General features: G+C 71.4%; 19 protein-coding genes. 12 read left to right on the plus strand and 7 right to left on the minus strand.

What is annotated here, in order from left to right; genetic code table 11:
* Positions 1–50 precede the first annotated feature (50 nt).
* The 5 genes from ID804_RS00910 to ID804_RS00930 all read right to left on the minus strand — a co-directional run bounded on the left by ID804_RS00910 (position 51) and on the right by ID804_RS00930 (position 4654).
* A complete protein-coding gene (locus ID804_RS00910; RefSeq protein ID WP_169077092.1) occupies positions 51–1667 on the minus strand; it encodes a flavin-containing monooxygenase in 1617 nt (538 codons plus the stop codon).
* 38 nt (positions 1668–1705) lie between these two features.
* A complete protein-coding gene (locus ID804_RS00915; RefSeq protein ID WP_169077093.1) occupies positions 1706–2623 on the minus strand; it encodes an alpha/beta hydrolase in 918 nt (305 codons plus the stop codon).
* Positions 2624–2895: 272 nt separating this feature from the next.
* A complete protein-coding gene (locus tag ID804_RS00920; protein ID WP_188219132.1) occupies positions 2896–3606 on the minus strand; it encodes a class I SAM-dependent methyltransferase in 711 nt (236 codons plus the stop codon).
* Positions 3519–4157: a DUF1684 domain-containing protein gene (locus ID804_RS00925; RefSeq protein ID WP_169077095.1), complete on the minus strand. Its 639-nt coding sequence runs from the start codon at positions 4155–4157 to the stop codon at positions 3519–3521. The genes ID804_RS00920 and ID804_RS00925 overlap by 88 nt, the downstream gene beginning before the upstream one ends.
* Positions 4154–4654 carry an SRPBCC family protein gene (locus tag ID804_RS00930; RefSeq protein WP_169077096.1) on the minus strand — a complete coding sequence of 167 codons (501 nt, stop codon included), beginning with the start codon at positions 4652–4654 and terminating at the stop codon, positions 4154–4156. Before ID804_RS00930 ends, ID804_RS00925 begins: the two co-directional genes overlap by 4 nt.
* A gap of 35 nt (positions 4655–4689) precedes the next feature.
* Between ID804_RS00930 and ID804_RS00935 the strand changes: the two genes are divergently transcribed.
* The gene (locus ID804_RS00935) at positions 4690–5259 is read left to right on the plus strand and encodes a hypothetical protein (protein WP_169077097.1); all 570 of its coding nucleotides are present in this window, start codon (positions 4690–4692) and stop codon (positions 5257–5259) included.
* 62 nt (positions 5260–5321) lie between these two features.
* Complete coding sequence (locus ID804_RS00940; protein ID WP_169077098.1) at positions 5322–5624, plus strand: DUF427 domain-containing protein; 303 nt, start codon at positions 5322–5324, stop codon at positions 5622–5624.
* Positions 5625–5660: 36 nt separating this feature from the next.
* On the opposite strand, the gene ID804_RS00945 is transcribed toward ID804_RS00940, so the two are convergent.
* Entirely contained in the window at positions 5661–6116 is a 456-nt protein-coding gene (locus ID804_RS00945) for a SprT-like domain-containing protein (RefSeq protein ID WP_169077099.1), read from the minus strand.
* A gap of 170 nt (positions 6117–6286) precedes the next feature.
* On the opposite strand from ID804_RS00945, the gene ID804_RS00950 reads away from it, so the two are divergent.
* Entirely contained in the window at positions 6287–6694 is a 408-nt protein-coding gene (locus ID804_RS00950) for a truncated hemoglobin (RefSeq protein ID WP_169077100.1), read from the plus strand.
* A gap of 21 nt (positions 6695–6715) precedes the next feature.
* On the opposite strand, the gene ID804_RS00955 is transcribed toward ID804_RS00950, so the two are convergent.
* Positions 6716–7576, minus strand: a complete 861-nt coding sequence (locus ID804_RS00955; protein WP_169077101.1) for a spermidine synthase — start codon at positions 7574–7576, stop codon at positions 6716–6718.
* Positions 7577–7889: 313 nt separating this feature from the next.
* Between ID804_RS00955 and rpoB the strand changes: the two genes are divergently transcribed.
* The 9 genes from rpoB (at position 7890) to ID804_RS01000 (ending at position 24731) form a co-directional block, all read left to right on the plus strand.
* Positions 7890–11384 carry a DNA-directed RNA polymerase subunit beta gene (gene rpoB / locus ID804_RS00960; protein ID WP_169077102.1) on the plus strand — a complete coding sequence of 1165 codons (3495 nt, stop codon included), beginning with the start codon at positions 7890–7892 and terminating at the stop codon, positions 11382–11384.
* A gap of 51 nt (positions 11385–11435) precedes the next feature.
* Positions 11436–15284 carry a DNA-directed RNA polymerase subunit beta' gene (gene rpoC / locus ID804_RS00965; protein ID WP_169077103.1) on the plus strand — a complete coding sequence of 1283 codons (3849 nt, stop codon included), beginning with the start codon at positions 11436–11438 and terminating at the stop codon, positions 15282–15284.
* A gap of 168 nt (positions 15285–15452) precedes the next feature.
* Positions 15453–16550 carry an RDD family protein gene (locus ID804_RS00970; RefSeq protein WP_169077104.1) on the plus strand — a complete coding sequence of 366 codons (1098 nt, stop codon included), beginning with the start codon at positions 15453–15455 and terminating at the stop codon, positions 16548–16550.
* Positions 16551–16590: 40 nt separating this feature from the next.
* On the plus strand, positions 16591–21078 hold the full coding sequence (locus tag ID804_RS00975) for an FtsK/SpoIIIE domain-containing protein (protein WP_169077105.1): 4488 nt from the start codon (positions 16591–16593) through the stop codon (positions 21076–21078).
* A 79-nt stretch (positions 21079–21157) separates the two neighbouring features.
* A complete protein-coding gene (locus ID804_RS00980; protein WP_169077106.1) occupies positions 21158–21451 on the plus strand; it encodes a hypothetical protein in 294 nt (97 codons plus the stop codon).
* Positions 21452–21458: 7 nt separating this feature from the next.
* A complete protein-coding gene (locus tag ID804_RS00985) occupies positions 21459–22847 on the plus strand; it encodes a hypothetical protein (RefSeq protein ID WP_169077107.1) in 1389 nt (462 codons plus the stop codon).
* Positions 22844–23404 carry a hypothetical protein gene (locus ID804_RS00990; protein WP_169077108.1) on the plus strand — a complete coding sequence of 187 codons (561 nt, stop codon included), beginning with the start codon at positions 22844–22846 and terminating at the stop codon, positions 23402–23404. The genes ID804_RS00985 and ID804_RS00990 overlap by 4 nt, the downstream gene beginning before the upstream one ends.
* A complete protein-coding gene (locus ID804_RS00995; RefSeq protein WP_169077109.1) occupies positions 23404–23970 on the plus strand; it encodes a hypothetical protein in 567 nt (188 codons plus the stop codon). Before ID804_RS00990 ends, ID804_RS00995 begins: the two co-directional genes overlap by 1 nt.
* On the plus strand, positions 23967–24731 hold the full coding sequence (locus ID804_RS01000) for a hypothetical protein (RefSeq protein WP_169077110.1): 765 nt from the start codon (positions 23967–23969) through the stop codon (positions 24729–24731). Before ID804_RS00995 ends, ID804_RS01000 begins: the two co-directional genes overlap by 4 nt.
* Position 24732: the final 1 nt, after the last annotated feature.

Genomic DNA, 24732 nt, shown 5'->3' on the forward strand with positions numbered 1-24732 from the left:
GCCGCGGGCCCGGCTCGAGATGAGCCGGGCCCGCGGGCGGGGTGAGCGAGTCAGGCCGCAATGGCCGCGCGCGGGGCGATGAGCCCCTCGAAGCCCTTCTCCTTGACCTCGGCGAGCACTCCGCGGTACGCCCCCATGCCGGCCAGGTAGAACATCACCGTGTTCTTCTTGCCGGGGATGTTGGCGCCGAAGATCCACGAGTCGGTCTTGGGGAACAGCGTGTAGTCGGCGATCGTGCGGCAGAGTACCGTCCACTCGTCCTCGACCTCCTGCGTCGCCTCGATGACCGAGCCGGTGCGCTCCGCCTCCTCGATGAGCGAGGAGATGAACTCCACCTGCACCTCGAGGGCGGGCACGAGGTTGGTGAACGGGCCGTTGGGGCCGAGCACCATGAACATGTTGGGGAAGCCGGCCGTCGAGATACCGAGATAGCTCGTCGGAGCATCCGCCCAGTGCTCGTCGACCGTCATGCCGCCACGGCCGCGGATGTTCATGCGGCGGTAGTTGCCGTCGACCGCGTCGAAGCCGGTCGCGAAGACGAGCACGTCGAGCTCGTGCTCGACCCCGTCGGCCGTGCGCACGCCCTTGGGCGTGATCTCGACGATCGGGTTCTCCTTGATGGAGACAAGCTTCACGTTCTCCTGGTTGTAGACGTCGTAGTAGTTGTGGTTGCAGAGCGGGCGCTTCGCGTACGGCAGCGTCGGGGTGAGCAGGCGCGCCGTCTCCGGGTCCTTCACCGTCTCCTTGATCTTGCGACGGATGAAGTCGGCCGCGGCCTCGTTCGCCTCCTCGCTGATCGCGATGTCGTTGAAGGTGCCGAACATGAAGTAGAAGCCGTTGCCGCGATCCCAGGCCGCCTGGAAGATGCGCTCGCGCTCCTCGGGGGTGACGTCGGTCGTCGCGATCGTCGACTCCTGGAAACCGAAGGCGACGCCGGAGTTGCGCACCTGCTCCCAGATCTCGGGGAAGCGGCCCTTGACCTCCTCGACCTCGCCGGGCTCGACGGGGCCGTTGCCCGAGGGCACGCTGTACTGCGCATTGCGCTGGAACACCGTGAGGTGCTCCACCTGTCTGGCCGCCGCGACGATGAACTGCGTTCCCGTCGAGCCGGTGCCGATGACGCCGACGCGCTTGCCCTCGATCGACAGGTCATCGGGCCACTGAGCGGTGTGCACGAGGCGACCCTCGAACGTGTCGATACCCGGGATGGCGGGAATGTTCGTCGCCGCGAGCAGGCCGAGCGCGGTCACGACGTAGCGTGTCGTGAACGACTCGCCCGCTGCGGTGCCGATCGTCCAGATCTCGGCGTCCTCGTCGAAGACCATCGAGGTGACCTCGGTGTTCAGCTGGATGTCCTTGCGCAGGTCGAACCGGTCGACGACGTCCTCGAGGTAGGCGAGAATGTCGGGCTGGTTGATGTACTTGCGCGTCCAGTTCGAGTCGGCGAGCAGGCCGTCGTCGAACGAGTAGCGGTAGTACGGGCTCTCGGTGTCCGACATGGCGCCGGGGTACTTGTTCCAGAACCAGGTGCCGCCGATGCCGGAGCCCTTCTCGAACGCGCGCACGCGCATCCCCTGCTTGTCGCGCAGGAGGTGCAGCTGGTAGATGCCGGCGAAGCCGGCGCCGATGACGATCGCGTCAAAGTCCGTGGTGACCGTGTGTGACATGAACAAACTCCTTTGTCTGCTGTGCGGGTGGGTGAGGGTCAGGAGCGCAGCCAGGCGCCGATGCTCTTCAGCTCGGCGTCGACGGCGGCGTCGCGGCCGGCGAGGAACGGGTACACGTGCTGCTGGCCCTCGGCGATGTGGAGGGTCACGTCGACGCCCGCGGCCGACGCGCGCTCGTGCAGGCGGGTCGCGTTGTCGACGAGCGACTCGACGCCGCCCGCGTTGATGTACAGCGGCGGATAGCCCGTGAAGTCGGCGTACAGGGGGTTGGCGATCGGGTCGTTTGGCTCGGTCGCGCCGCCCAGGCGGCCGGCAATCATGCCCTCGAGCAGCGGCACCGTGATGAGCATGTCGGTGGCGTCGTTGGTGACGAGGGTCTCGCCCTTGTTCTCCATGTCGAGCCACGGCGAGAAGGCCACGACGTGACCGGGCAGCGGCTTGCCCCGCGCCTTGAGCGCGAGGGGGATCGCCACCGCGAGGTTGCCGCCGGCCGAATCGCCGATCGTGGTGATGTCCTCGGGGCGAATGCCCCGCTCGACGAGTGCCATGAACGAGGCCACGCCGTCCTCGACCTGGGCCGGGTGCGGGTGCTCGGGGGCGAGGCGGTAGTCGAGCACGAACGTCGTCATGCCGGCGGCCTTCGCGACGTGCGCGGCGAGCTTGCGGTGGCTAGAGGCCGAGCCAACGGCGAAGCCGCCTCCGTGGGTGAAGAGCAGAACCTTGCTGCGGTCGGCACCGGCCGGGAAGGCCCAGATGCCGGGAACGCCGCCGACGGTCTCCTGCTTGTAGGTGACGTCCTCCGGCTCGACGGTCGGCTGGTGCCACTCGTCGAAGATGCTGCGGAAAAGGCGCATCGTGAGCTCGCTGGTCACCATGATGTTCGACCAGTCGGCGTAGAGATCGCGCAACGGGCTCTCGACGATCACGGTCTGAGCGGTGGTGGATGAGGTGGACATGAGGCAACTCCTTCGTCGCGGTGTCGAGGTCGCACGTCGGGGCGGGTGTGACGGTTCCCCGGTGCGTACTCTCACGATGCGGGCCCGCGCGACGGGAGCAGTGTTCCGATATGGAACACGGTCGAGCTCGCCTCAGCTGCGGATGCGTTTCTTCGGGTGGGCTAGGTCCTCGCGCCGGGAATAGAGACAGCGCGGGGGCAGGACCTCGGAGACTGCGGAGCGGGTGAGACGGCTTCGGGCGATCCGCATTTTCAGAAGGACCGCGCGCAGGTCTACAGGTTCACGCGGAGTACGAGGTCGTGCGCTGTCGCGGGCGCTTCCGCTCGATCGACGGCAGCCCGTGGGCGCAGTTCGAGGTGCACCGACGTGAACCCGTCGGCGAACGCGCGCAGCTCCTCCGCCCCGAGCATCGTGTCCCCAGGCGGGCGGGCGATGCCCAGCTCGAGATCGCGGATGTCGTGCAGCACCAGCAGAAGCATGCCTCCGGGCCGCACAGCCGCCGCGAGGCCTCGGTACAGCGGCTCTCGCTGCGAGGGGATGACATGGAGGTACTGACCCGAGACCAGATCGAAGGCCGACTCGGACGGAGGATCGACGGCGAGATCACTTCGATCGAACGACGCAAGGTCGCTGACGCCGAGTCGTGCAGCCTCGGCACGAGAGCGCTCGATTGCTACCGCCGAGAGGTCGTAGCCGGTGACGCGCCAGCCCCGCCGTGCGAGCCACAGGCTGTCGCCGCCCTCGCCGCAGCCGGCATCGAGCGCACGCCCGGCCGTCAGCCGAACGGCCTCCGCCTCGAGCACCGGATTCACGCGCCCGCTCCAGAGCCGCTCGCTCACGCCGTACCGCGCGTCCCAAATCGCGGCCAGTTCATCCGAACTGCCGGCCGCAGCCTTCACGCGAGCACCGCGCGCCCGTCGCCATACCGCTCGCCGACCGGGATCTCGACCTCGACGACGTTGCCGGGCGGCGCGAGCGGGCACGCCCACGCCGGGTCGTACGCGCACGAGGGGTTGTAGGCGAAATTGAAGTCGATGACGACCGACCCGGGCGAGCGCCCCGGCCCCAGGTCGGCGCCCTTCACGGTGTCGAGCACGTAGCGTCCGCCGCCGTAGGTGCCGCCGGCGACGCGCGACAGCGCGTCGCGGACGGGCACGAACAGTCCGCCCCCGTACGAGCGCAGCCGCCACACGTCGAGCGTGCCGACGCCGGCCACGTCGACGAGGCCGATGCGCTCGAACGGCACGACGCCGTCGGTGCCGGTGGGCACGTCGAGCGACGCGGGCGCGGCATCCTCGATCACGCACTCGAACCGCCACGCGCGGTCGTAGGGCTTCACGCGCAGGCCGGTGAAGCGCTCGCGGTCATCGGGCAGCAGGGGTGAGGCGGGGTGCTCGAGGAAGAGCCGGTCGCGCTCGCGCCGCCACAGGTCGTGCGCGGCCTCGAGGTCGGTCGCGCGGCGCACCTTCTCGTAGAGGCGGAAGGTCGCCCGCCGCCAGCTGGCGACGTCGAGCGCGGTGCCCGCGTCGCTCACGAGCGGCCCGCGAACTGCGCGCCCCAGCTCGGCGCGAGCCGCCGGATCTTCGCCGCCCGCAGCTGCCAGAACACGGCGAACCCGACCCAGACGAGCGGCGTCAGCACGCCCGCGCCGACGTCGAGCCGGTCGCGGAACCGCGTGCGCCCGTCGGGCAGCGCCGTGATCGCCATGCGGTGGTGCCAGCGTCGCACGATGCGCATCGGCCCGGCGACGGGTCCGCCGCGGTCGTGCACGATGCGCGCGACCTGGCCGTCGCGGAGCATCCGCGTCTCGTCGCCGAGGTCGATGAGCTGCTCGCCCATCGGCACGAGCCCCAGCAGCGACAGCCGCACCCGGTGGCGACCGCCCGGCCAGCGCTCGGGGAATCCGCCGGGCTCGAGCGACTCGGCGCGCGTCCACGGCCCCGACACCGCGCGGAACACCGCCGGCGAGTGCACCGCCTCCCACGCCGCGTCGGGCGGGCAGTCAAGCACGAGATCGAGCGTCACACGCATGCGCCCAGTCTGGCCTCCGTGGCTACCATCGACCTGTGACCGACCGCCCCGCCGCCGACCCCGCCCGCCCCGACGCGCAGGAGCGCTACCAGGTGCGCTTCGACGTCGGGCTCGACGGCGCTCGCCGCATCGGCGACTCGGCGCACCTGCTGGTCTGGTGCGACGCGATCGCGACCGAGGAGGTGCCGGTAGATGCCCTGCCCCACCGTCTCGAGGTCGTCGACGCGCGCCTCGGCGCGGCCTCCGCGATCGCCCAGCGCCTGCTCGAGCTGCAGGCCGCGCGCGGCGAGCGCACGATGGTCGCGGTCGTCGCGGCGGGAGCCCCGCTGGAGGGTCCCGACGGCTTCCCCGTCGAGGACGTGCTGCTCGCGGGTGCCGTCGTCGACGCGCTCGGCGCGGTCGGCATCGACGCCACGAGCCCCGAGGCGGCCGCAGCGGCTGCGGCGTTCCAAGGTCTGCGCGGCGCCGTCGGCCACATGCTCACCGCGTCGGTCGCCGGTCGCGCCCTCGCCGAGGCGGAGGGCCCGGCCGCGCTGCCCGCCGCCCGGGCGCGCCTCGAGAGCGCCGAGCTGGTCGTCCTGCGGGAATTCAGCCTCTCGGCCTAGCGTTCCTCCGGTCAGGCACCCGCGCCAGCGCTCGCCGCTCGCGCCCGACCGCAGGAGGCACCATGAAGGCCCACGTCAACGGCACCGTCATCGCCGAGGCCGACGAGAGCGAGCTCATCAGGATCGAGGGCAACTGGTACTTCCCGCCGTCGAGCGTGAAGAGCGAGCTGCTCGAGCAGAGCCCCACCCCGTACACCTGCCCCTGGAAGGGCGAGTGCCAGTACTTCACCGTCGTGGTCGACGGCGAGCGCCTGCAGGATCGCGCGTGGAGCTACCCGACCCCGTACCCGAGCGGCATCGAGCGCGTCGGCAAGGACTTCTCGAACTACGTCGCCTTCTGGAAGGAAGTCCAGGTCAGCGAGTAGCGCCTGGGGCGCGGCGGCGGATGCTCGGCGCGAGCGTCACGCCGCCCTGGTGTCGACCCACGCGATGAGGTGCGCCCGGTCGAACCGGCGCGAGCACCGGCCGCACGACAGCGGCTTGGCCGGCCGCCGGAACCGCACGTGCTCGTGCCCGCGAGGGCAGGTGCCGCGCCAGCGCGCGCGCTCCTCGGCGATCGGGCCGGAGTGCGTGCGCCCGCCGACGTAGCCGAGGTCGCGGGCGACCGCGCGCCACTCGGGCCCGTGCCCGGTGCCGGCCCCGGCGAGGGCGTGGGCGACCTCGTGCAGCAGGATCTGGTGGATCTCGTCGTCGTCGAACCGCGCGGCGAGGTGCCGTGAGACGGTGATGCGTCGCCGGGTGTAGTCGCACTGGCCTGCGCGGCGCGTGGCGTGGTCGAAGCCGAAGCTCCACGAGCCGTCGAGGTGCAGGCGCAGCAGGGCCTCGGCCCAGACGCGCACCCGCTCGAGATCGCTCACGCGTTCAGGGTACGAGCCGCCGCCGACAGCGTCGTGCAGCGCGAGCCCGCCCGCCGCAGGGTGCGCGATGTTCGTTTTGCGAATACTGTTCGCTTCGACGGGAATCCCCCAGGGGATGCGCGCCGAACCTCCTCACGGGTACAGTCGCCTGAACCGTGAGGAGGTGTCACATGTCGTTGCATCGCCGCCTGGGCGGAGAAGCGGGCATCGCCGCGCTCGTCGACGACCTCTCGGCACGGGTGAAGGTCGACCCGATCATGGGCCCCTACTTCCGCGACGTCGACGAGGCCGCGCTGAACCGGCACCGCGCGATGTTCCTCTCCGCCTTCCTCGGCGGCCCCGAGTCGTACACGGGCAAGACGCTGCCCGAGGCGCACCACCCCTTCCGGCTCTCCGACCGCGAGTTCGACGCCTTCCTGCGCGTCATGCGCGAGACGCTCGACCACTCGACGGTGTCGTTCCTCGACCGCCGGCGCATCCTCCGCTCGCTCGAGCGCCTGCGCACCGACGTCGTGAGCCGCGGCGTCACGGTGGGCCCCGGCGCGCCGAGCTTCGGCGGCCCGCACGACAGCGTCTGAGCCGCAGCGGCCGCTGGCGCCTCAGTCGCGCCGCGTGAACAGGCTCGTGCTCGGCGCCGGAGAGCGCACCGCCGTCGCGTCGGTCACGACAGGCGCGCCCGCGATCCAGTGCTCGAGCTCGCGGCCGCTCGTGACGGTCGCCGGATGCGGCCCGCGCGCCATGAGCCGGGGCATCCACTCGAGCGGCAGCGCGCTCGGCGAGGCGATGAGCACGACGTTGCCGAAGCGGCGCCCCTTGAGGATGCCCGTCTCGGCCAGCGCTGCGACGTCGTCGAACACCATGCCGAGCGTCGCGGCCTGCCCCCGTGCGAAGGCGAGCCCCGGCCCGTCGGCGATGTTGACCGCGACGATGCCACCCGGGGCGACGAAGCGCGCGACGGCCGAGTAGAACTCGAGGCTCGTCACGTGCGCCGGGATGCGCGCCCCGCTGAACACGTCGACCACGACGAGGTCGACGGCGCCGTGCAGGGCGGCGGGCAGGCGGTCGAGCACGGCCCGGGCATCCCCGTACCGCACCCGGATGCCCGCGCGCCTCGGCAGCGGCAGGTGCTCGCGCACGAACGCCACGAGCTCCTCGTCGAGCTCGACGACCTGCTGACGCGAGCCGGGCCTGGTCGCCTCGATGTAGCGAGGCAGCGTCAGCGCCCCGGCGCCGAGGTGCAGCGCCGTCATCGGCTGACCGGGCTCGCCCCACTCGTCGATGACGTGGCCGATGCGCTGCACGTACTCGAAGAACAGCCGGCTCGGGTCGTCGAGGTCGACGTGCGACTGCGGGGTGCCGTCGACGACGAGCGTGTAGCTGCCGTCGGCCCAGCGGTCGGGTTCGATGACGGCGCGCATGCCGCTGCCGCGCAGCGTCGTCTCGGCGACGGGGGAGGCCATGCCCGCAAGCGTGCCACAGGCTCACGCGGCGGATGCTCGGCTGGACGTGTGGGAGGTGCGCGGTTATAGCGCAGAGGGGCAGATCGGTCAAGAATCCGACTGGACACGGCGGGGCGAGCGCACCTAGTATTGAGGTTTGCGCTCCCCAACAACCTCAGCCGTCATATGGCGGTCGGCTGACGTGCCCCGAGTATAGCGGCGGGGTGGGCCCCATAGGCGGCCCTCAACGGGTTCTTCGCGTGATCACTCGACCGTGTTCATCTGTCGCCGCGGCGACGGTTTTCGGGCTTCGACGCCCACGGAGGTTAGTTCCTTGGCTGCTTCGCGCACCGCTAAGAATTCCCAGTCCCCCCAGAACGGCCGCAACGCATCGCGCCTGTCGTTCGCCAAGATCAGCGACACGCTGACCGTCCCCGACCTGCTGGCCCTGCAGACCGAGAGCTTCGACTGGCTCGTCGGCAACGAGGCCTGGAAAGCGCGCGTCGACGAGGCCCAGGCGGCCGGTCGCACCGACGTGCCGACCCGCAGCGGCCTGGAGGAGATCTTCGAGGAGATCTCTCCCATCGAAGACCTGGGCGAGACCATGCAGCTCTCGTTCACGAACCCGTACCTCGAAGAGCAGAAGTACTCGATCGATGAGTGCAAGGAGCGCGGCAAGACCTACGCCGCGCCGCTCTACGTCGAGGCCGAGTTCATGAACCACATGACCGGTGAGATCAAGACGCAGACGGTCTTCATGGGCGACTTCCCGCTCATGACCGAGCGCGGCACCTTCATCATCAACGGCACCGAGCGCGTCGTCGTGTCGCAGCTCGTGCGCAGCCCGGGCGTCTACTTCGAGCGCGCGATCGAGAAGCTCTCCGACAAGGACGTGTACACGGCGCGCATCATCCCCAGCCGTGGCGCGTGGCTCGAGTTCGAGGTCGACAAGCGCGACCAGGTCGGCGTGCGCATCGACCGCAAGCGCAAGCAGTCGGTGACCGTCTTCCTCAAGGCGCTCGGCATGACCACCGAGGAGATCCGCGAGGCCTTCGCCGGCTTCGACTCGATCGAGCAGACCCTCGAGAAGGACGCCGTCCTGACGAAGGAGGAGGCGCTCAAGGACATCTACCGCAAGCTGCGTCCGGGCGAGCAGGTCGCCGCCGAGGCCGCGCGCGCGCTGCTCGACAACTTCTACTTCAACCCCAAGCGCTACGACCTCGCGAAGGTCGGTCGCTACAAGGTCAACCGCAAGCTCGGCATCGACGCGCCGCTCACCGACTCGGTGCTCTCGGTCGACGACATCGTGGCGACGATCCGCTACATGGTCTCGCTGCACGAGGGCCGCACGACCATGCCGGGCGTCCGCGACGGCAAGCCCGTCGAGCTGCGTCTCGACGTCGACGACATCGACCACTTCGGCAACCGTCGCATCCGTGCGGTCGGCGAGCTCATCCAGAACCAGGTCCGCACCGGTCTGTCGCGCATGGAGCGCGTCGTGCGCGAGCGCATGACCACGCAGGACATCGAAGCGATCACGCCGCAGACGCTCATCAACGTGCGCCCGGTCGTCGCCGCGATCAAGGAGTTCTTCGGAACCTCGCAGCTGTCGCAGTTCATGGACCAGAACAACCCGCTCGCGGGCCTGACCCACAAGCGTCGCCTCTCGGCGCTCGGCCCTGGTGGTCTGAGCCGCGAGCGCGCCGGCGTCGAGGTGCGCGACGTGCACCCTTCGCACTACGGCCGCATGTGCCCCATCGAGACCCCGGAAGGCCCGAACATCGGCCTCATCGGCTCGCTCGCCTCGTTCGCGCGCATCAACGCGTTCGGCTTCATCGAGACGCCGTACCGCCGCGTCGTCAAGGGCAAGGTCACGGAGCACATCGACTACCTGACCGCCAGCGAGGAGGACGACTTCGTCGTCGCCCAGGCCGGCGCGCCCCTGAAGAAGGACGGCTCGTTCGCCGAGGAGCGCGTGCTCATCCGCAAGAAGGGCGGCGAGGTCGAGCTCGTCCCGGCCGACCAGGTCGACTACATGGATGTCTCGCCGCGCCAGATGGTGTCGGTCGCGACCTCGCTCATCCCCTTCCTCGAGCACGACGACGCCAACCGCGCCCTCATGGGTGCCAACATGCAGCGCCAGGCGGTGCCGCTGCTCCGCTCGGAGTCGCCGCTCGTCGGCACCGGCATGGAGGGCTACGCCGCGATCGACGCCGGTGACGTGATCACCGCGACCGCGGCCGGTGTCGTCAGCGAGGTCTCGGCCGACGCCGTGACCGTGCAGCTCGACGAGGGCGGCACGCAGCAGTACTTCCTGCGCAAGTTCGACCGCTCGAACCAGGGCACGAACTACAACCACCGCGTCATCGTGAACGCCGGCGACCGCGTCGAGGTCGGCGAGGTCATCGCCGACGGCCCCGCGACCGAGAACGGCGAGCTCGCGCTCGGCAAGAACCTCCTCGTGGCGTTCATGTCGTGGGAGGGCCACAACTTCGAGGACGCGATCATCCTCAGCCAGAACCTCGTGAAGGACGACACGCTGTCGTCGATCCACATCGAGGAGTACGAGGTGGATGCTCGCGACACGAAGCTCGGCAAGGAGGAGATCACTCGCGACCTGCCGAACGTGAGCCCCGACCTGCTGGCCGACCTCGACGAGCGCGGCATCATCCGCATCGGCGCCGAGGTGCGCCCCGGCGACATCCTGGTCGGCAAGGTCACGCCCAAGGGCGAGACCGAGCTCAGCGCCGAGGAGCGCCTGCTGCGCGCGATCTTCAACGAGAAGTCGCGCGAGGTGCGCGACACCTCGCTCAAGGTGCCCCACGGCGAGCAGGGCACGATCATCGGCGTCAAGGTCTTCGACGCGCAGGATGGCGACGACGAGCTCGGCTCGGGCGTCAACCAGCGCGTGGTCGTCTACATCGCCCAGAAGCGCAAGATCTCCGAGGGCGACAAGCTCGCCGGCCGCCACGGCAACAAGGGCGTCATCTCGAAGATCCTGCCGGTGGAGGACATGCCGTTCCTCGAGGACGGCACCCCCGTCGACATCGTGCTCAACCCGCTCGGCGTGCCCGGCCGCATGAACTTCGGCCAGGTCCTCGAGATCCACCTCGGCTGGGCCGCGTCGCGCGGCTGGAAGGTCGACGGCACCCCGGAGTGGGCCGCGCGCCTGCCCGAGGTCGCCCGTGAGGCCGCGCCCGGCACGAAGGTCGCCACGCCCGTCTTCGACGGCGCGAGCGAGGAGGAGATCGCGGGTCTGCTCGACTCGACGATCCCGAACCGCGACGGCGTGCGCATGATCGACTCCACCGGCAAGGCCCGTCTCTTCGACGGCCGCACCGGCGAGCCCTTCCCCGACCCGATCTCGGTCGGCTACATGTACATCCTGAAGCTGCACCACCTCGTCGACGACAAGATCCACGCGCGCTCGACGGGCCCGTACTCGATGATCACCCAGCAGCCGCTCGGCGGTAAGGCGCAGTTCGGTGGCCAGCGCTTCGGTGAGATGGAGGTGTGGGCGCTCGAGGCCTACGGCGCGGCGTACGCGCTGCAGGAGCTCCTCACGATCAAGTCCGACGACATCCTCGGCCGCGTGAAGGTCTACGAGGCGATCGTCAAGGGCGAGAACATCCAGGAGCCGGGCATCCCCGAGAGCTTCAAGGTGCTCATCAAGGAGATGCAGTCGCTGTGCCTGAACGTCGAGGTGCTCTCGGCCGACGGCACCGCGGTGAGCCTGAAGGACACCGACGACGAGGTCTTCCGCGCGGCGGAGGAGCTCGGCATCAACATCTCCTCCCGCTTCGAGTCCTCGTCGATCGACGAGATCTGATCCGGGTCTCTCCCGAGACACTGACGACTGTTTACGAAAGAGAAGAATCCATTGCTCGACGCAACCACTTTCGATGAGCTCCGGATCGGCCTGGCGACCGCTGACGACATCCGTCGCTGGTCGCACGGCGAGGTCAAGAAGCCCGAGACGATCAACTACCGCACCCTGAAGCCGGAGAAGGACGGCCTCTTCGGCGAGCAGATCTTCGGCCCGTCGCGCGACTGGGAGTGCTCGTGCGGCAAGTACAAGCGCGTGCGCTTCAAGGGCATCGTCTGCGAGCGCTGCGGTGTCGAGGTCACGAAGTCGTCCGTGCGCCGTGAGCGCATGGGCCACATCGAGCTCGCCGCCCCCGTCACGCACATCTGGTACTTCAAGGGCGTGCCCAGCCGCCTGGGCTACCTGCTCGACATGGCGCCGAAAGACCTGGAGAAGGTCATCTACTTCGCCGCGTACATGGTCATCTCGGTCGACGAGGAGGGTCGCCACGCCGACCTGCCCGGCCTCGAGAACGAGCTGCGCCTCGAGATCAAGACGCTCGAGGGTCAGCGCGACTCGATGATCGCCGAGCGCCTGCAGCGCCTCGAGGGCGAGCTCGCCGAGCTCGAGGCCGAGGGCGCCAAGGCCGACCAGAAGCGCAAGGTCAAGGACGCCGGCGAGAAGGAGATGTCGCAGGTCCGCAAGTCGTTCGACGAGCAGATCGCGCAGCTCGAGCGCGTGTGGGAGGACTTCCGCACGCTCAAGGTCGGCGACCTCAAGCCGGAGGACGCGGTCTTCCAGGAGCTGCAGGACCGCTACGGCCTGTACTTCGAGGCGTACATGGGCGCCGAGGCGATCAAGCGCCGCCTCGAGTCGTTCGACCTCGCCGCCGAGAGCGAGCTGCTGCACGAGCAGATCGCGGGCGGCAAGGGCCAGAAGAAGATCCGCGCGATCAAGCGCCTCAAGGTCGTCAACTCGTTCCTGCAGACGGGCAACTCGCCCGCCGCGATGGTGCTCGATGTCGTGCCGGTCATCCCGCCGGAGCTGCGCCCCATGGTCCAGCTCGACGGTGGCCGTTTCGCGACCTCCGACCTCAACGACCTGTACCGCCGCGTGATCAACCGCAACAACCGTCTGCGTCGACTGCTCGACCTGGGCGCGCCGGAGATCATCGTCAACAACGAGAAGCGCATGCTGCAGGAGGCCGTCGACGCGCTGTTCGACAACGGCCGCCGCGGTCGCCCCGTCACGGGCACCGGCAACCGTGCGCTGAAGTCGCTGAGCGACATGCTCAAGGGCAAGCAGGGCCGGTTCCGCCAGAACCTGCTCGGCAAGCGCGTCGACTACTCGGGTCGTTCGGTCATCGTCGTCGGCCCGCAGCTCAAGCTGCACCAGTGCGGTCTGCCGAAGCTCATGGCGCTCGAGCTGTTCAAGCCCTTCGTCATCAAGCGCCTCATCGACCTGGGCCACGCGCAGAACATCAAGAGCGCCAAGCGCATGGTCGAGCGCTCGCGTCCGCAGGTGTGGGATGTGCTCGAGGAGATCATCCGCGAGCGCCCCGTGCTGCTCAACCGCGCGCCCACGCTGCACCGCCTCGGCATCCAGGCCTTCGAGCCGCAGCTCGTCGAGGGCAAGGCCATCCAGCTGCACCCGCTCGTCTGCGCCGCGTTCAACGCGGACTTCGACGGCGACCAGATGGCCGTGCACCTGCCGCTGTCGGTCGAGGCTCAGGCCGAGGCCCGCATCCTCATGCTCGCGTCGAACAACATCCTCAAGCCGTCCGACGGCCGCCCGGTGACGGTTCCGACGCAGGACATGATCATCGGTCTGCACCACCTCACGACCGTCCGCGAGGGCGCCGTGGGCGAGGGCCGCGCGTTCTCGTCGATCGCCGAGGCGATCATGGCGATGGATCAGGGCACGCTGCACCTCAACGCGACCGTGCGCATCCGCCTCTTCGGCGAGAAGTTCGAGAACGGCCGCGAGCTGAAGGAGACGACCCTCGGTCGCGCTCTCTTCAACGAGCTGCTGCCGGCGGACTACCCGTTCATGGAGAAGGTGGCCGACAAGGGCGCGATCTCGCAGCTGGTCAACGACCTCGCCGAGCGCTACCCGAAGGTCGTCGTCGCCGCGACGCTCGACAAGGTGAAGGACGCCGGCTTCCACTGGGCCACGCGCTCGGGAGTGACCGTCGCCCTCAGCGACGTCATCACGCCGCCGACGAAGAAGGAGATCGTCGCCGAGTACGAGAAGAAGGCGGCGAAGATCCAGGGCCAGTTCGAGAAGGGCCTCATCACCGATGAGGAGCGCCGTCGCGAGCTCGTCGCGCTGTGGAGCGAGGGCACGAAGGCCGTCAACGACGCCATGCGCGCCAACTTCCCGGTCGACAACACCATCAACCGCATGGTCACCTCGGGCGCCCGAGGCAACTGGCTGCAGGTCGGCAACATCGCCGGTATGCGCGGTCTGGTGTCGAACCCGCGCGGTGAGATCATCGCGCGCCCGATCATCAACTCGTACCGCGAGGGCCTGTCGGTGGCGGAGTACTTCATCGCCACGCACGGTGCTCGCAAGGGTCTCGCCGACACCGCCCTCCGCACGGCCGACTCGGGCTACCTGACGCGTCGACTCGTCGACGTCGCGCAGGACGTCATCATCCGCGAGGACGACTGCGGCACCAGCAAGGGCCTCGAGTTCGCGATCGCGCACGACGTCGACGGCACCTGGGTGCGCGATGAGAACGTCGAGAACCTCGTGTTCGCGCGCACGCTCGCCTCGGACGCCGTCGCGGCCTCGGGCGAGGTCATCGCCTCGGCCGGCGCCGACGTCGGCGACGTGCTCATCGACCAGCTGGTCGCGGCCGGCGTCAGCTCGATCAAGGTGCGCTCGGTGCTCACGTGCGAGTCGGCGGTCGGCGTCTGCGCCGCCTGCTACGGCCGCTCGCTGGCCACCGGCACGCGCGTCGACCTCGGTGAGGCCGTCGGCATCATCGCGGCGCAGTCGATCGGCGAGCCCGGCACGCAGCTCACGATGCGCACGTTCCACACGGGTGGCTCGGCCTCGGCCGACGACATCACGCAGGGTCTGCCCCGCGTGACCGAGCTCTTCGAGGCTCGCACCCCGAAGAGCGCGAGCCCCATCGCGGAGAGCGCCGGTCGCATCACCATCGAGGACGCCGAGAAGCAGCGCCGCGTCATCCTCACCCCCGACAACGGGGACGAGGAGGTCGTGTACGCGGTCTCGAAGCGCTCGCAGCTGCTCGTCGAGGACGGCCAGCACGTCGAGCTCGGTCAGCAGATCTTCGAGGGCCCGGTCGACCCGAAGGAGGTGCTGCGCGTCAAGGGCGTGCGCGCCGTGCAGCAGCACCTCGTCGAGGGCGTGCAGGGCGTCTACCGCTCGCAGGGTGTGCCGATCCACGACAAGCACATCGAGGTCATCGTGCGCCAGATGCTGCGCAAGGTCACCGTCGTCGACCACGGCGAGACCGAGCTGCTGCCCGGTGAGCTCGTCGACCGCTCGAAGTACAACGAGATCAACCGCGCCGCGCTGGCCGAGGGCAAGAAGACCGCCTCGGCCCGCCAGGAGGTCATGGGCATCACCAAGGCCTCGCTCGCGACCGAGTCGTGGCTGTCGGCCGCGTCCTTCCAGGAGACCACCCGCGTGCTCACGCAGGCGGCCATGGAGGGCAAGCGCGACCCGCTGCTCGGCCTGAAGGAGAACGTGATCATCGGCAAGCTGATCCCGGCCGGAACCGGTCTCGCCGCCTACCGCAACGTCTCGGTCGAGGCGACGGAGGAGGCCAAGGCCGAGCGCTACCCGAACCGGATCTTCGCCGACGACTCGTCGTTCAGCGAGGCCGACCTCTCGTTCGTCGACTTCGACTCGTTCTCGAGCGACGACTACACGCCGGGCACCTACAACTAGGCGCACCGGAGCACTCCACCCGAACGGCCCCCGTCACGCGACGGGGGCCGTTCGGCGTCTCCGGGCACGTCGACCGCGCGGGGCGGGTGGTGAGCGCTCCCCATCGCAGCGATCCGAGCATCGCTCTACGATGACCGGAGCCCTAACGACAGCAGTGACGGAGCACGAGTGCGCGAGAACCCCGAGGCCGAGCAGGCCGACGCGCTCGGCGTCGTCTCGGCAGCGCCCGGCCGCCGCGCCGCCGCCTTCGCCCTCGACGCCGCCGTGTGGGTCGCGCTCAGCATCCCCACGATCGTCGGCGCGGTGCTCGCCCTGCCGCTGCTCGCCGGTGACGCGATCGACGTAGCCCTCCCGGCCCTCCTCGTGGCGATCGGCGTCGGTCTCACCGGGCTGTTCGGCATCGTGCAGCTCGTGCTGCACGGTCGCCGCGGCATCACGCTCGGCAAGGCCGCGCTCGGGCTGCGGTCGGTGCGCGAGGCGACGCTCGGCCCGGTCGGCTTCTGGCGGGTCGTGCTGCGGGCGCTCGTGCTCTCGGCCTCGAGCCTCGCGCTCGTCGTGGTCGGGCCGGCGCTGCTGTTCGCCTCGGGCCTGCGCGACCCTCGGGGCCGCAGCCTGCTCGACCGCCTCGCCGGCGCCCGCGTCGTCGACGCGCGCTCCGGGCTCGACCCCTTCGACGCCCGCGCTCTGCGCCTCGCCCGGCGCGAGCTCGAGCGCCCGACGGGGGTCGCCTCACTCGCGCCCCGCCCGCTCGACTCGCGCGCCGCCCGCCCGTTCGACGTCGGTGCCGCGCGCGAGCGGTCGTCGGCGGGCGTGGTCTCGGTGGCGTCCGCGAGCTGGACGGCCCCGCCGCTGCGCGACGCGGCGCCAGCGGCTGCGGCAGCCCCGACCACCGCGCCGGCCCCTGCCACCGCCCCGCCCCTGTCCCCGGCCGTCCCGCCGCGCACCGTCGTCCTCGAGTTCGACGACGGCACGACCGTGCCCGCCCCCGCCGTCGGCCTGCTCGGCCGCGCGCCCGAGGCCGCCGCGGGGGAGCGCGCCGACCTCCTCCTGCCGCTGCGCGACCCGAGCATGCAGCTGTCGAAGACGCACGCCGCCTTCGGCGTCGACGCCTCGGGGTTCTGGATGCTCGATCGCGGCTCCTCCAACGGCACCGTCGCGCACACCCCGGCCGGCGATCGCGCGCTCACGCCGGGCGAGCGCACGAGCATCCCGCCCGGCAGCACGGTGCTGGTCGGCGGCCGCAGCTTCCGCGTGGTCGCCGCATGACGTCGTCCGCCCCGCGCCCCGCCCCCTGGAGAGGTCGTCCGTGAAGCTCAAGCTCGCCCTGCGTCGCACCGGCGCGCCCGACGTCGACGTCGTCGTGACGGCCGACGCTACGGCGACGGTCGCCGACCTGGCTCGCGCGCTCATCGAGAGCGACCCGTCGGGCGCCTCGCGCGCCGCCGCGACGTCGGCGCTGACGCTCGCGGTGGCGCCGCCGGTCGCCGAGTCGCTCGCCCCGCTCGAGCCGCAGCTGCTGCTCGCCGACGCGCCGCTCGGCAGCGGCTTCCACGCCGCTGTGGTGCCGCACGCGCCCTCGGGGCGCGATCGCTCGGTCGCGGCGATCCTCCGCGTGGTCTCCGGGCCCGATGCGGGGCGCGAGTTCCCGCTCGCCCGCGGCCACAGCGTCGTCGGCCGTGACCCGGCCGCCGAGGTGGTGCTCTCCGACCCGCTCGTGTCGAAGCGGCACGCGCGCATCGAGGTCGAGTCGGGCATCGAGCTAGTCGACCTGAACTCCGCCAACGGCCTCGTCATCGACGGCGGCCGCGTGCCGCGCCTGTCGGTGCAGCCGGGGCAGGTGGTGACGCTCGGCGACTCCGAGGTCGCGTTCACCCGACTGGCCTCGGCCACTGACGACGCGGCGGCGGATGCTGTGCTCGAGCGCGGCGGAGCGCTCCTGTTCAACCGCTCGCCCCGCGTCGAGGTGCGCTACCCGGGCACCGAGTTCCCGCACCCGGCGATCCCGAGCGAGGCAGACCCTCGGCTCTTCCCGTGGCCGATGATCATCGCGCCCGTGCTGCTGGGGCTGGCGATCTTCAGCGCGACGGGCCGGTGGCTGTCGCTGCTCGTCGTGGCGATGGCGCCGATCATGCTGCTCGGCAACTTCCTCGGCCAGAAGCGGCAGCAGGGGGTGAAGCTGCGGCAGGAGATCGAGACCTTCGACGAGCAGATCGAGCGCCTGGAGGACGACCTCGTCGAGCAGGAGGCGATCGAGCGCGAGCGCCGCGACGCGGAGGCGCCGGCGACGGCGACGGTCTTCGACGAAGCCATGCGGCTCGGCCCGCTGCTGTGGACTCGTCGCCCGGAGCACTGGAGCTTCCTGGCGCTGCGCCTCGGGCTCGGGCGCGCCCGCAGCCGCAACTCGATCGCCGCGAGCGCCGACCCGAAGGGCATCGCCCAGTTCTCGCGCCAGGTGCAGGCGCTGCGCGAGCGCTTCGAGGTCATCGACGACGTGCCTATCGTCGAACTGCTGCCGAGCGCGGGCGCCCTCGGCGTCGCCGGCCCCGCCGAGCTCTCCGCCGACGCCGTGCGCGGCCTCGCAGTGCAGCTGTTCGGGCTGCACGCGCCGCACGAGGTCGTGACGGCCGCGATCGTCAGCCCCGCCTGGGCGCGCGAGCTGGAGTGGCTGAAGTGGCTTCCGCACGCCTCGACCGCGCGATCGCCGTTCACCGAGCTCGCTCTCGCCGACAGCCCCTCCGCCGGCACGGCCATGCTGAACGCGCTGGAGGAGCTCGTGCTGCAGCGCTCGAGCGGCACGCCGAGCCGCCGCGGGCCGCTCAAGACCGATGACACCGCGCAGGCGCTCGGCGCTCGAGTGGGCGAGAACCTGCCGCGCGAGCTCGCCGTGCCCGGCGATCTCGCGATCGTGCTCGTCGTCTCCGGCGACGCCCCCGTCGACCGCGCACGGCTGACGCAGGTCATCGAGCGCGGCGCCGACGTCGGCGTGTACGCGATCGTGCTCGCGCCGACCGTCGAGTCGCTGCCCGCTGCCTGCCGCACCTTCGTCGACGTGAGCGGCGGGCTCGACCGCGCCGTCGTCGGCTCGGTGCGCGCTGGCGAGCGCGTCGACGACGTCGCCGTCGAGGGCGTTTCGCGCACCTACGCCGAGCTTTTCGCCCGCCGGCTCTCGCCCGTGGTCGACGCGAGCAGCCTGACCGACGACGCGAGCGACCTGCCGAGCTCGGTCTCGATGCTGACCCTGCTCGGCCCCGAGCTCGCCGCGCAGCCCGCCGCCGCTCTCGAGCGCTGGCATCAGAACGGCTCGGTCATCGACCGCGTCTCGCGCGGGCAGCGTCCTCGCCTGAAGCGCGCGGGCACCCTCAAGGCCTTCGTCGGGCAGGCGAGCCCTGACGCGATGACGCTCGACCTGCGCACGCAGGGCCCCCACGCGCTCGTCGGCGGCACCACCGGCTCGGGCAAGAGCGAGTTCCTGCAGGCGTGGGTGCTCGGCATGGCGGCGGAGTACAGCCCCGACCGCGTCACCTTCCTCTTCGTCGACTACAAGGGCGGGTCGGCATTCGCCGACTGCGTCGAGCTGCCGCACTGCGTGGGCCTCGTCACCGACCTGAGCCCGCACCTGGTGCGCCGTGCGCTGACGAGCCTCCGCGCCGAGCTGCACCACCGCGAGCACCTGTTCAACCGCAAGAAGGCCAAGGATCTGCTCGAGCTCGAGAAGCGACAGGATCCGGAGACGCCGCCCGCGCTCGTGATCGTCATCGACGAGTTCGCGGCGCTCGCCGGCGACGTGCCCGAGTTCGTCGACGGCGTGGTCGACATCGCCCAGCGCGGGCGCTCGCTGGGCATCCACCTCATCATGGCCACGCAGCGACCGGCGGGCGTCATCAAAGACAACCTGCGCGCCAACACCAACCTGCGCGTCGCGCTGCGGATGGCCGACGAGAGCGACTCGAACGACGTCGTCGGCGACCCCGTCGCCGGCACGTTCGACCCGGGCACGCCGGGGCGCGGCATCGCCAAGACCGGCCCCGGTCGGCTCGTGCCGTTCCAGTCCGGATACGCCGGCGGCTGGACGAGCGACGAGCCGGAGGCGGCGGGCGTGCGCATCGCCGAGCTGCGGTTCGGCGCCGCGACCGCGTGGGAGGCCGACACGGCGGGCGGACAGCTCGAGGAGGAGCTCGACCTCGGCCCGAACGATCAGAAGCGCCTCGTCGCCTCGCTCGTCGCCGCGGCGGCCGGCGCGGGCATCCCCGCCCCTCGTCGGCCGTGGCTCGACGAGCTGCCCTCCACCGTCGACCTGCGCGCGCTGCCGCTCGATGGCGACGCGCGCATCCCGCTCGGGCTCGCCGATATCCCGGAGCGGCAGCAGCAGGCGCCCGTGGTCTTCGAGCCCGACACCGACGGGCACCTGCTCGTCTACGGCACCTCCGGCTCCGGCAAGTCGACGGCGCTGCGCTCGATCGCGATCGCCGCCGGTGCGCGCCCGGAATCCGGCGCGACGATCGTCTACGGCGCCGACTTCGGCACCGGCTCACTGCGCTCGCTCGAGGCGCTGCCCCACGTCGGCTCGATCGTCGCCGGCGACGACGCCGAGCGCGTGCAGCGCCTGCTGCGCACCCTGCGCTCGATGCTGGATGACCGCGCGCGCCGCTTCTCGGAGGTCAACGCCGCGAGCCTCAGCGAGTACCGGCGCCTCACCGGGCGCACGCACGAGCCGCGCATCCTCGTGCTCATCGACGGCTTCGGCGCGTTCAAGCAGGAGTGGGAGGCCACGACCGCGCGCGCCCCGTTCTACGGCATCCTGCTGCGGGCGCTCGGCGAGGGGCGGCCGCTCGGCATCCATGTCGTCGCCTCCGCCGACCGCTACGGCGCGGTGCCCACCGCCGTCAGCGCCAACGTCAGCAAGCGCATCGTGCTGCGCCTCAGCGACGAGGCCGCGTACGGCATGCTCGGCGTGCCGAAGGACGTGCTCGACGAGCGCAGCGTTCCCGGCCGCGCCATCGTCGACGGCTTCGAGACGCAGCTGGCCACCATGGGCGGCACCGTCAACGTCGCCGAGCAGTCCGCGGCGACCGAGGCGCTCGCCGCCGAGCTGCGCCGACGGGGGGCGACGGATGCTCCCGCCATCGGCGCACTGCCCACCGAGCTGCGCGCCTCCGACCTGCCCGCGCAGGTCGGAGGGCTGCCCGTCATCGGCATCGCCGACGACGAGCTCGGCCCCACGGGCTTCGAGCCGATCGGCACCTTCGTCGTCGCCGGGCCCCCGCGCAGCGGCCGCACGTCCGCGCTGCGCGCGCTGCTCGCCGCCGTCGAGCGGGCCGAGCCCGACGTCGAGCTGTTCCACATCGGCGGGCGGCGCGCGGCGCTGCGCGACGAGCGCACGTGGGCGGGCGCCGCGTCGAGCATCGACGACGTGCGCACCCTGGCCAAGCAGCTCGCACCGATCGTCGCCGAGGAGGGGGCATCCGCCCGCATCGTCGTCGTGATCGAGAACCTGCCGGAGTTCGGCGACACCGACGCCGAACGGCCCCTCAAGGAGCTCATGCAGGCCATCAACCGCAGCGAGCACCTGCTCATCGGCGAGGGCGAGGTGAGCCTCATGCAGAGCGGCTACGGGCTCATCGGCGAGCTCAAGGCGGGCCGGCGCGGCATCGTGCTGAAGCCCGAGACGTACGACGGCGACGCGATCTTCAAGGTGCCGTTCCCGCGCGTGCAGCGGCACGAGTTCCCGCCGGGGCGCGGCATCTTCGTCGAGAACGGGCGGGCGGTCACCGTGCAGCTGCCGCTCGTGCCGTGAGCGGGCATGGGGAGTGCTGCCGATGTCGCCGGCCGAGCCGAGCTTCTAGCGTGGAGGAGAACATGAGGGAGGGACGAGGATGAGCGCCGACGTCGATCTGGACCTGGACGACCTGCAGGAGACCGTGACGGCACTGCGCGTGGTGGTCGACGACTTCGCGACGATCGCCTCGACCGTCGACGGCGTGCGCAGCGCGATCGGCACGCCGCACGGTCGTGGCGCGCTGCGCGACAGGGTCGGTGACTTCGAGAGCGGCTGGAACGGCAATCGAGAGGTGATCCAGGAGAACCTGCAGGGCGTGCTCGACCACCTGCAGGGGCTCATCGACGGGTTCCGCGAGACGGATGCGGCGCTCGCCGCGACGGGGGAGTGAGGCGACCATGACGTTCAAGCCCGAGACCGGCACGGCCTGGCTGCGTTCGCCCGTGAGCGGACGCCCCTGTCTGACCGTGGAGGGCGACGCCGACGCGATCGAGGAGGCCGGCGAGGCCTTCCGCGCCGTCGGCGCCGCGATGCGTCGAGCCGCGCGCGAGCTGGGAGCCCTGAGCCGGGAGGAGCGCTACGTCGCTCAGGGCTTCGCCGCTATCCGCGACGAGGCGGGTCAGGCGGAGACCGACCTCGAGCGCACCGCGCGCCGCTACGTCGGCGAGGACGGCACAGGGGGCACCGCGAAGGCGCTGTGCGACTACGCCTCCGCGCTGCGCGTCGTCCAGTTCCTCGCCAGCGAGGGGCACGTCGAGGCCATCCGCTCCTCGCACGAGGCGCTCGAGGCGCGACGCGACGAGGCCGCTGCCGCGCGCAGCTCGCTCAACCTGCTCGAATCACCGCTGTCGGCGAGCGAGCCGTCGGAGGGCCAGCTCGCCCGGGCGGAGAACGCCGTCGAGGCGGCTGATCGGGCGGCTTCGGGAGCCGAGTCCCTCCTCGAGGGCCTGTGGGAGAACTTCGACAGCGCGCTCTCCACGTGGGAGAGCGCCTACGACGACGCCGTCGCCGCGATCGACGACGCCATCGACCTCTCCGACATCGACGACAGCTGGTGGGAGGACGCGCTAGACGTCGTCATCACGATCGCCTCCGTCGTCGGCTTCGTGGCGGCCGTGCTCGCGATGATCGTCGCGGCGCCCTTCGCGGCGATCCTCGCGACGATCGCGACCATCGCCGGCCTGCTGGTCCTCGTCGCGACGCTCGTGATGGCGATTGGCGGGCGCCGGAAGGACGGCGTCGACGTCGCGCTCGCGGTCGTCGGTGTGCTGCCCTTCGGCAAGGCGCTCGCGACCGGCCAGGGGTTCCGCGGCGCGCTGGGGCTCACGACCGCCTCCAGTCGCACCGCGGCGACCGCGGTGGCCGGCCGCACGGCGATCGTCGACGATCTCGCGCGATGGCAGGCGCACGGCACTCGGCACGCCGACGTCCTGGCCGGCGTCGGCAACCGCGCGGCTCGCGCCGCGGCGGCCGGGGGACTGGCCGACGACTTCCTCCGCTCGCCGATGCCCGTCTGGACCCAGCGACTGCTCACCGGCATGCGGACGGGGGGCACCGGTTTCGACACCGACGCGTTCCGCATCGCGAGCCTGCTCGACGAGGGCTGGGCGGCCGGCGGTCAAGCGGGGCCGCGAAGCCTCGCCTGGGCCGCGGACAACGCCATGCCCGGCCTGCTGGACCAAGGCGTCAACGTCTGGAACTTCGGCATGGGGGCGCTTGACGTCGCCACGCTCGGAGACGGTCGTGACGTTCTCGACGGCGTCGCCGACGCGGTGACCGGCCGGTGACGGGGCAGGTCGCGCCGACCGCCTGGTCGATCCTCGCTCCGCCCGGGTGGCGCCGGATGCGCGCCGGCGAGCTGCGCCAGGGAGACCCGCTCGGGGAGTTCGTGCGTGCCGCTCGCGAGGCCGGTCGCGCCGACCTCGTGCTGCAGGCGCGCTCGCTCGTCGCCGAGCTGCGCTCGCAGGCGAGCGCGAGTGCGCTCGTCGAGCTCTACCTGCCCGCCACCGCGGAGGCGGCGGAGCTCGCGCCCGCCTCGCTCACCCTCTCGCGCTACCGCACGGAGGAGGGGGTGCAGCCGCGCGCCGCCGCCGTGCGCATGGCGAAATCCCGTCCGGTCGAGGAGGTCGACGACGCCGGGGCGCTGCAGTTCCGCTTCCGCGCGGAGTCCTCGCGTGGCGCTGACCAGGGCGTGCACGGAAGCCACCTGCTCTGCGTGCTGCCGAGGCCGGGCTCCGCCGACGGCCTGCTCGCCACCTTCACCGCGCTGCACGATGGCTCCGGCGCGGATGCCCTGCTCGCGCTCGGCGAGGTCATGCTCTCGAGCTTCACCTGGAGGTCGTGATGCTGCACGCCCCGATCACCGTCGACCGCGACCGGTGGCTCCGCGTCCCGCTCGACTTCACCGATGAACCGTGGCCAGACCAGCTGGCGTGGGCCCGCTGGTTGGCGATCGAGACGCAGCCGGAGGCGCCCGAGCGCCGCGAGCGCATCGAGCGGCTCGCCCTCGCCTTGGCCGCGCTGCCGAGCGCCGGCGTCAGTGCGCGCTACTGGCACTACCCCTGCGACGGCGAGCCCGGCCCGGCGCTCGACGTCGCCGTCTCGCGCCCCGATCCGGTGCGGCTGCTCCGCCCCGTTCCGCCTCGAGCGGTCGTCGAGCCGATGGAGCTGCCGCTCGAGCTGCCCGGCTTCGACGACGCCGCGCGTCGCCGCAGCCTGCTCGCCACGGGTGATCAACCGGATGGCCCCGTGCTCGCCGTCGTCGAGTGGGCCGCGCGGGTCGACGGCGTCGTCGTCGACATGCTCGCCGCCGATACTGACCCGGCGCGGCTCTCGCGCCTCGTGGTCGACGGCGACGCGCTGCTCGCCGGTCTCGACGGTCGCGCCCTCGCGGCGATGGTCGAGGCGTGAGCGAGCGCGACCTCGCGCTCGTCCGCGCTCGCGTCGCCGCGCTGCCGCCCGGCGCGCGCGGCGAGCGCGCTCTCCGACTGGGCCGCGCCATCGCCGCCCGCACGGTGCTGAGGGACGACGACACTCTCGAGCGTCCCGGCGCCCGCACCGACTTCGCGACGACGCCCGCGCGATGGCTCGTGCTCGCAGGCGCTCTGCTCGCGGCGGGCCTCGTCTCCGGCGCCACGCACCTCGGCGGCCGGGGCGGTCGACTCGAACCGGAGCTCGGCGCCGCGATCGGAGCGGGCGCGGCCGTGGTCGCCGCTGCGCTCGCGCTGAGTGCTCGTCGCGTCCGCGATCGGATGCCCGGCGAGGTGCGGCGCATCCTCCGACCGATCCTCGTCACGGCCTCCATCGCGGCGCTCGTGGGCGCGGTGCTCGGCGTCGTGCGGCTCTCGCTCGGTGAGTCGGATGAGCCAGGGCACATGCTCGCGGCCTCCGCCGTGCAGGTCGCGTGCGCCGTGCTGCTCGGCGCGCTCGCCCTGCGCGAGCCTCGGGCATCCCGTCGATCGGGGGCGCAGCGCCGTGGGCTCGACGCGGACGACTGTCGGCGGCTGCGCGAGACCGACCCCGACCGAGCGCAGCGGCTGCGCGACGCGGAGATCCAGGCGCTGCTCGCGCTCGTCGCGCTCGGCCGGCTGAGCCCGGCACAGCGCGACCGAGCGTCGGCTGAGATCGATGCGCGTTGGGGAGCGAGTGGGGAGGGCTCCCCATCGACGTGAG

Source organism: Microcella alkalica (assembly GCF_014595885.1).
Classification (GTDB): domain Bacteria; phylum Actinomycetota; class Actinomycetes; order Actinomycetales; family Microbacteriaceae; genus Microcella; species Microcella alkaliphila_B.

Bases quoted from the DNA above. Each gene is read 5' to 3' on its own strand.
- ID804_RS00910 (WP_169077092.1), bottom strand. From the start codon at position 1,667: ATGTCACACACGGTCACCACGGACTTTGACGCGATCGTCATCGGCGCC.
- ID804_RS00915 (WP_169077093.1), bottom strand. From the start codon at position 2,623: ATGTCCACCTCATCCACCACCGCTCAGACCGTGATCGTCGAGAGCCCG.
- ID804_RS00930 (WP_169077096.1), bottom strand. From the start codon at position 4,654: ATGCGTGTGACGCTCGATCTCGTGCTTGACTGCCCGCCCGACGCGGCG.
- ID804_RS00940 (WP_169077098.1), top strand. From the start codon at position 5,322: ATGAAGGCCCACGTCAACGGCACCGTCATCGCCGAGGCCGACGAGAGC.
- ID804_RS00950 (WP_169077100.1), top strand. From the start codon at position 6,287: ATGTCGTTGCATCGCCGCCTGGGCGGAGAAGCGGGCATCGCCGCGCTC.
- ID804_RS00955 (WP_169077101.1), bottom strand. From the start codon at position 7,576: ATGGCCTCCCCCGTCGCCGAGACGACGCTGCGCGGCAGCGGCATGCGC.
- ID804_RS00980 (WP_169077106.1), top strand. From the start codon at position 21,158: ATGAGCGCCGACGTCGATCTGGACCTGGACGACCTGCAGGAGACCGTG.
- ID804_RS00985 (WP_169077107.1), top strand. From the start codon at position 21,459: ATGACGTTCAAGCCCGAGACCGGCACGGCCTGGCTGCGTTCGCCCGTG.
- ID804_RS00995 (WP_169077109.1), top strand. From the start codon at position 23,404: ATGCTGCACGCCCCGATCACCGTCGACCGCGACCGGTGGCTCCGCGTC.